The organism is Psychrobacter sp. 2Y5 (assembly GCF_051847375.1).
GTDB lineage: Bacteria > Pseudomonadota > Gammaproteobacteria > Pseudomonadales > Moraxellaceae > Psychrobacter.
In genome coordinates this window covers 40,299-46,554 of the sequence record NZ_JBPYDA010000014.1, presented here as the reverse complement: position 1 = coordinate 46,554, position 6,256 = coordinate 40,299, and the positions used below count along the sequence as shown (strand labels likewise).

Sequence of the window (6,256 nt, the reverse complement as noted above, 5' to 3'; positions counted from 1 at the left end):
CTTGACCAAGCGCCGTTCCATCAACAGATAAATGCTGAGCGCCCGATAAGTCCGCTTCCGCTGCTGAGCTGTAGTCTTCACCAGGCTCAGGAGTAGGTTCTGGTTCAGGCGTTGGCTCAGGCTCAGGAGTGGGTTCTGGAGCTGGAATGGTTGGACTGCTACCATCAAAGATATCACTCATATTATAAGAATCGCTACCACTACTTCCGCAGGCTGCTAATATCACAGAAGTCAGGATTACGACGCTAGCTTTTAATGGGGTGTTTAATTTAGGTGCTGTAGAATCAGCTGAGATTGAATGACGGTTAGGTAACATTCGTATTCCTCCATGGATTATGATGAGATATTCCTTTCATATTCAACGCCTTATAGCAGTTGAACAACTTTTATAGATAACCAAAAATAGCATAGTAAGTCAAGATTTAATTATTTAACCTTTACGAGATACGATAATACTTAACCGTAAAAGTAATACTAAACTGAATAACCACGCTTTATTAATATCTACATTTTACTTAAACTATTTTCGCTTACTATAAAGCTCATCCATCACCGCTTGATAAGCTTTATAGAGCGTTAATTAAATAGAAATTAGTTTACTGGCTCTGATAAGACAGTTTTACACCAGCAATATAGCCATCATTGTCATCGGCTTTACTGACGACGCTACCATTAGGTAATTGTCCTGTGGCATCACCAAACTTGAGGTATTTACCGCCAACTGAGACCGCCCATTCTGGAGTGACATTATATTTAACGCCGCCGCCTACACTATAGAAACCTTCAATGGTACCCAATGAGCTGACCGGATCACCGGCGCCTGAATCATAGCCGACTACGACTGAACCAGCTAATTTTTCATTGAAGCGTTTGGCTAGACCCACATCGACTTTCCACTGGTCTTTATCGTAAGACAATAAAGGCAAGCCTTCAGGTACTGCTGCTTTTGAGTAGGCATTGTAGAAAGGCGGTACAATCTTAAAGTCGCTCCAAGGTACCCAGCGTACATCTACGGTGCCTAGTAGCTGATACTCTTGACTAAGGCCTGTTTCGAAGTTTAAGTTTACAGATTCTGGAGTCGTTACTGTGGCCCTAGTGGTCGCGTACTCACCTATGGACTGGCCTAATTCAGAGTTTGGATCAATACCAAGCTGCCCTAAAGCAGTATTTTTCAAGCCTGTACCTAGTAATGGAATTCTCTCGCCTATCTCAGTTTCATGATCAATCTCTGAGCGATAAGTCAAGTTAGCTTTTAGAGCAATTTCAGGGATACTATACCCTACCCCTGCTACCCAGCCATAGTCAGTATCGCCATTGACGTTGGCATCATAACCGGTCAGAGGACCATAGGCTTTACCACGCAAATTTACTTCAGCTTTTGCTCTTTGCATGACTGGGCCGCCAAAGACTTGAAAGCCGTTAGACTTAAAGCCTAGTAAACCCGTCCACGTCTCAGTATGTACGCTAACGTTAGTGTTCTTTTCGTAGTTAGGATCGTTTACAGATGGATTGATCGTTGATTGAGGCAGCACAATCGGAGTGCCGTCAGGACCTCTTGTGACAAAGTTGTTGTCGCCAGGACGAGATACAAAGTTATGATCACCCTTATATTCAACTTCGGCACCAAATGGCTCATCGTAGAAGACACCAATACTGAAGTTCTCATTGATGTCTGTTTTGACACCGTAACGAGCGAAAGTATACGCATCATCAGTAGCATCGCCAGTGTCATTGCCTTTGACATAACCAGATTCGTTCTCAGTGATACCAAATGGTGTTCCAGCGTTGTCATGTGCTGAAACATCAGTATCGATATAAGCATAATCAATCTCAGCGTAAGTGCCTGGATTGAAGAAACCTTTGATATCTTGACCAGAGCGATCAAGTCCAGCTGCTTGAGTAAATGAGGCAGCAGATAAAGTGATAAGCGCTAAAGTGAGCTTAGAGATAGGGAATTGTTGCGACACGTGACATCCTCCATGAATAATATTATCGATCGGTAGGGTTATCCACCTGACCTCTACTTGCAATCCTTTGCCAAACGACGAAAACATCGCTCGCAAGATTTGATTTTACTATGTTATCAGATTTTTTAGACATCACAGTAATGTAAGTCAAGGTAACTGATTTTGATATCATAGTTAATTTTTAAGGTTATAGCAAACCTTCTTTATCGACTTTTATTAAGGGCAATCTTTCTATTTTAAGACAGAATATCTGGCTTTATAGATATAATGATAACTATTCAAATCAAGGCCTAGCAAGCTAACAATAGCCGACATACAACTTCGCACACTTTCTTTTAGACAGATTTTTCGATTAACTAGCCTTATATATGACTAGTAGGTTCACAATTATTTTAGTCATTGTAAACCTAAAAAAGCGACTTTAAAAAGTCGCTTTTTTGAAACTATACTATTATGTCGATTATTTGGTACTCTATTATTTACCTTGATAAGATAGCTTCACACCGGCAATAAAGCCATCGTTATCCTCAAAATCATTAACAATCTTGCCAGTAGGTAGTCTGCCTTGAGCATCACCGAACCACAAGTACTTACCGCCTGCTGAAACGGCCCATTCAGGAGTGACATTGTACTTAGCACCCAAGCCAACACTGTAGTAACCTTCGATAGGACCTAGAGAGGTCGTTGGATCACCTGCACCACTATCCCAGCCTACTGTACCACTGACTGCTAAAGCAGGAGCTAAGCGCTTAGCAACACCGACTTCTACTTGGTATTGATCATCATCATAGTCGACTAAGTTGAGACCATCGGGACCAAATCTACCTAAAGTAGCATCGTTATATAGTGGTGGCGTGATTTTGAAATCACCCCACGGCACCCAGCGCACCTTAGCCGTTGCCAATGTGGTCGGATTGATACCGGTTTGGAAGTCAAAGTTGATTGACTCAGGGGTTGTTGTTTCTACCTTACCGCCACGCTGACTAGGTAGCTGACCACTAGCTTGACTGCTCAGTATTGGCGCTAGAGGATATACTTCAAATGTTGGTGAATCATGATCAATCTCAGAACGGTATGTTAAGGCTGCTTTTAGGGCAATCTCAGGCTTACTAAACGAGATACCTGCTAGATAGCCATAGTCTGTATCACTGCTCGTGTTAGAAGTATATCCGGTGGCCGGGCCATAAGCCGTACCACGAAGCCTAGTCTGAGCTTCAATACGCTGAGCAACTGGACCACCATAGATTTGGAAGTTCTTTTTTGGACCGAATTTCATACCTAAAATAGCGGTTAAGTTATTGCTACGAACTTCAACTTTGGTCGTTTCGCCTGGTGTAGCAGCTCCAACATCAGCAACAGCTACTAAAGGTGCTAGAAGTGCTAATTGACCTTGTTGCTCAGGAGTTAAGACACCTGCCGCTGCCCCTGCTTGTAATTGTTCTAACGCATCTGCAGCTTGAGCATAGTTTGTCAGTCCAAGTGGCGATCCTGGACCAATCGCTCCACCTGATGCGCTACTGATAACAGCGTCTCGGTCGCCATTGGCTACAAAATTGCCTTTTTTATATTCAGCAGCAGCACCGAAGGGCTCATCATATATAACACCGATACTGAAGGTGTCATTGATATCCGCTTTTACGCCATAACGGAAAAAGTCGTAGGATTCAGCGATATCTCCAGTATCATCACCGCGCGCATAATCATTATCAGTCAAAAGTTGGTTTGCACTATCGCGACCACTAACATCAGCGTCAATATAGGTATAAACGGCCTCCGCGTAAGTGCCGTCTTGAAAAAAAGCAGTAACATCTTGACCAGAACGATCAAGACCAGCAGCGCTAGCTATACTAGCTGCAGAGAAAGCAGCGACAGCTACCGCAAGGGTTTTTAAATGAAAGGTAGGGCGCATTATGTATCTCCAAACATCCTCATTGTTAAACCGTCAGCATAGTCAAGTTGTTACCAAATATGTCAACGATGTCCTAATTTAATAGTAATGGCTTTTTCACTTTAAAACAACAATTAAATACTTTATTTATCATCCTTTATCTGCGCAACATTTACCGTACTAATGTCAACTTTACTACCAAACAGTTTGCATCGGTCAACAAAAAAGCGACCCCTAAGGATCGCTTGTTATTATCGCTTATTTTTATGATTTACTTTCATAAGTCCTTAACGCTATTTTAGTTCACTACTGCGCTGCCTGATAAGACAATTTAACGCCTAATACGTAACCATCATTGTCTTCGAAGTTAGCGACTATTTTTTGGGTAGGTAACTGACCTTTGGCATCACCGAACCATAAGTATTTGCCACCAGCAGATACCGCCCAGTTTTCAGTGACGTTGTATTTTGCGCCAAGGCCAGCACTATAGTAGCCTTCAATTGGGCCTAGTGATGTTACTGGGTTACCTGCACCGCTATCCCAACCAATATTACCTGATACAGCCAATGCTGGCGTTAAGCGCTTAGCTAGACCAAGCTCTACTTGCCATTGGTCGTCATCATAACTGACCAAAGCTAAACCCTTATCGTCTTCGGTAGCACGCTTGCTGACTTCGTTATATAAAGGCGGCACAATAGCAAAGTCGCCCCAAGGCACCCAGCGTACTTTTGCGGTGGCTAAAGTAGTTGGGTTAATACCTGTTTGGAAATCGAAGTTTACTGATTTCGGGGTAGTAATCTCAATAGTGCCACCCTGACTAGGATCACCACCTAATGCGGCAACTAAAGGATATTGCTCATCGATATTGGTATTATGTTCAATCTCAGAGCGATAAGTCAATGCCGCTTTTAAAGCAATCTCAGGCTTGCTATAAGAGACACCAGCGAGCCAACCAAAATCTTGATCAGAGCTGATATGAGCGGTGTAACCGGTTGCTGGACCGTACGCTACGCCTCGTAGCGCTACATCGGCTTGTACTTGTTGAGCGACAGGACCACCATAGATTTGGAATTCTTTATTGGTGCCTAATCTCGCGCCAAGAATACCAGTAACGTTTTCGGTGCGTACTTCTACATTAGTGCCTTCACCAGTCGTCGCTTGCTCTGCTTGCGCTGAAGCTACTGCCGCGCCTAACGATTCGGCTTGACCTTTTAGCTCTAAAGCTTTGTCTTGGGCAGCTTTTGCTTGCGCGGCAAATTCTGCTGCTGCTTGTGGCGAGGTCGCATTTTGGGCTTGCTCGGCGAACTGGGCAGCGGCTTGACCTGCTTGCGTAGCACCTTTTGAGAGCTGACCTATTTTGTTGCTAGCATCTACTAAACCAGTAGCATTGCCATTTGAGATAATGTTGATAGCGTCATCTAGGTTGCCTTGAGCGACGAAATTATTATTACCAGTATAATCAGCAGCAGCGCCGAATGGCTCGTCGTATAAGATACCAACGCTGAACGTGTCATTGATATCAGCTTTTACACCGTAGCGAAAGAAATCGTAAGACTCAGCGATATCGCCTATCTTATTGCCCTTGGTATAGGCTTTATCATCAGCACCTATATAAGCGTTGTCATGACCGGTGACATCGCCATCGATATAAGTATAGACCGCTTCGGCATACAAGCCGTCTTGTAAAAACGCGGTAATATCTTGACCAGAACGATCAAGGCCTGCAGCGCTAGCCGCGCTAGCCATAGAAAAAGTAGCAATCGCTACGCTAAGAGCTTTTAAACAAAAAGTGCTACGCATTGAATCTCTCCAAACATCCTAACTGTTTTATTTTCTTACTCAATAAGCCTAAAGGGATTAAACATTAATGAGTAAGTGGGATTGAAGGCAAGATACTAATGGCTTTTACAAGTGATGACAACCATAAAAATAATTATTTAATTACTATGCCGTCACAATATAGTCACAACTTTACATTTAATAAAACTCATATAATCGCGTTTGCGATTTGGATCGGACGATACTGGCGGCTATCTATACAAGGCTGGTACTTAGCAGAATGGCATTTAGTAAAATGACATCTTTCTTAATAATGTGGAGGTTTATCCGCTAGGACATCAAAAGGAGCGATACCGTCGCTTTCGTTTTGACTCTGTACTTGGTTATAGATAAGCTGCAACTGTCGTTGTAGCGTTTGGATATCTTTATCTTGACGGGTAATCACTTGGTCCAATCGCTCTACGGTTAGCTCAAGATGCGCCATACTCATTTGTAGCTCAATCATCTCATCTTTTAGTTCAGCCTGTGTCGGCGAGTCGTTTTCTGTCGCCTCTGATGGCTGGCGCAAATATAGTGGCATGATAACTATCCTATCCATTGAAGGTTAATAATTTAGTAATAA

The 6,256-nt window shown here is 43.0% G+C and carries 4 protein-coding genes and 1 pseudogene; all 5 read right to left on the bottom strand.

What is annotated here, in order from left to right; genetic code table 11:
- Positions 1 to 316 (bottom strand): annotated as a pseudogene (locus ACS8E3_RS12060) (hypothetical protein); the annotation flags it as partial.
- Between the two features lie 280 nt (positions 317 to 596).
- Positions 597 to 1,967 carry an OmpP1/FadL family transporter gene (locus ACS8E3_RS12055; RefSeq protein ID WP_439244501.1) on the bottom strand — a complete coding sequence of 457 codons (1,371 nt, stop codon included), beginning with the start codon at positions 1,965 to 1,967 and terminating at the stop codon, positions 597 to 599.
- Positions 1,968 to 2,442: 475 nt separating this feature from the next.
- Positions 2,443 to 3,876 (bottom strand): hypothetical protein, encoded by a 1,434-nt coding sequence (locus tag ACS8E3_RS12050; protein ID WP_439244499.1) that lies wholly within the window; start codon positions 3,874 to 3,876, stop codon positions 2,443 to 2,445.
- Between the two features lie 285 nt (positions 3,877 to 4,161).
- Entirely contained in the window at positions 4,162 to 5,655 is a 1,494-nt protein-coding gene (locus tag ACS8E3_RS12045; RefSeq protein WP_439244497.1) for an OmpP1/FadL family transporter, read from the bottom strand.
- A 286-nt stretch (positions 5,656 to 5,941) separates the two neighbouring features.
- Positions 5,942 to 6,214: a SlyX family protein gene (locus ACS8E3_RS12040; protein WP_439244496.1), complete on the bottom strand. Its 273-nt coding sequence runs from the start codon at positions 6,212 to 6,214 to the stop codon at positions 5,942 to 5,944.
- Positions 6,215 to 6,256 lie beyond the last annotated feature (42 nt).

Bases quoted from the DNA above. Each gene is read 5' to 3' on its own strand.
- ACS8E3_RS12050 (WP_439244499.1), bottom strand. From the start codon at position 3,876: ATGCGCCCTACCTTTCATTTAAAAACCCTTGCGGTAGCTGTCGCTGCT.
- ACS8E3_RS12045 (WP_439244497.1), bottom strand. From the start codon at position 5,655: ATGCGTAGCACTTTTTGTTTAAAAGCTCTTAGCGTAGCGATTGCTACT.
- ACS8E3_RS12040 (WP_439244496.1), bottom strand. From the start codon at position 6,214: ATGCCACTATATTTGCGCCAGCCATCAGAGGCGACAGAAAACGACTCG.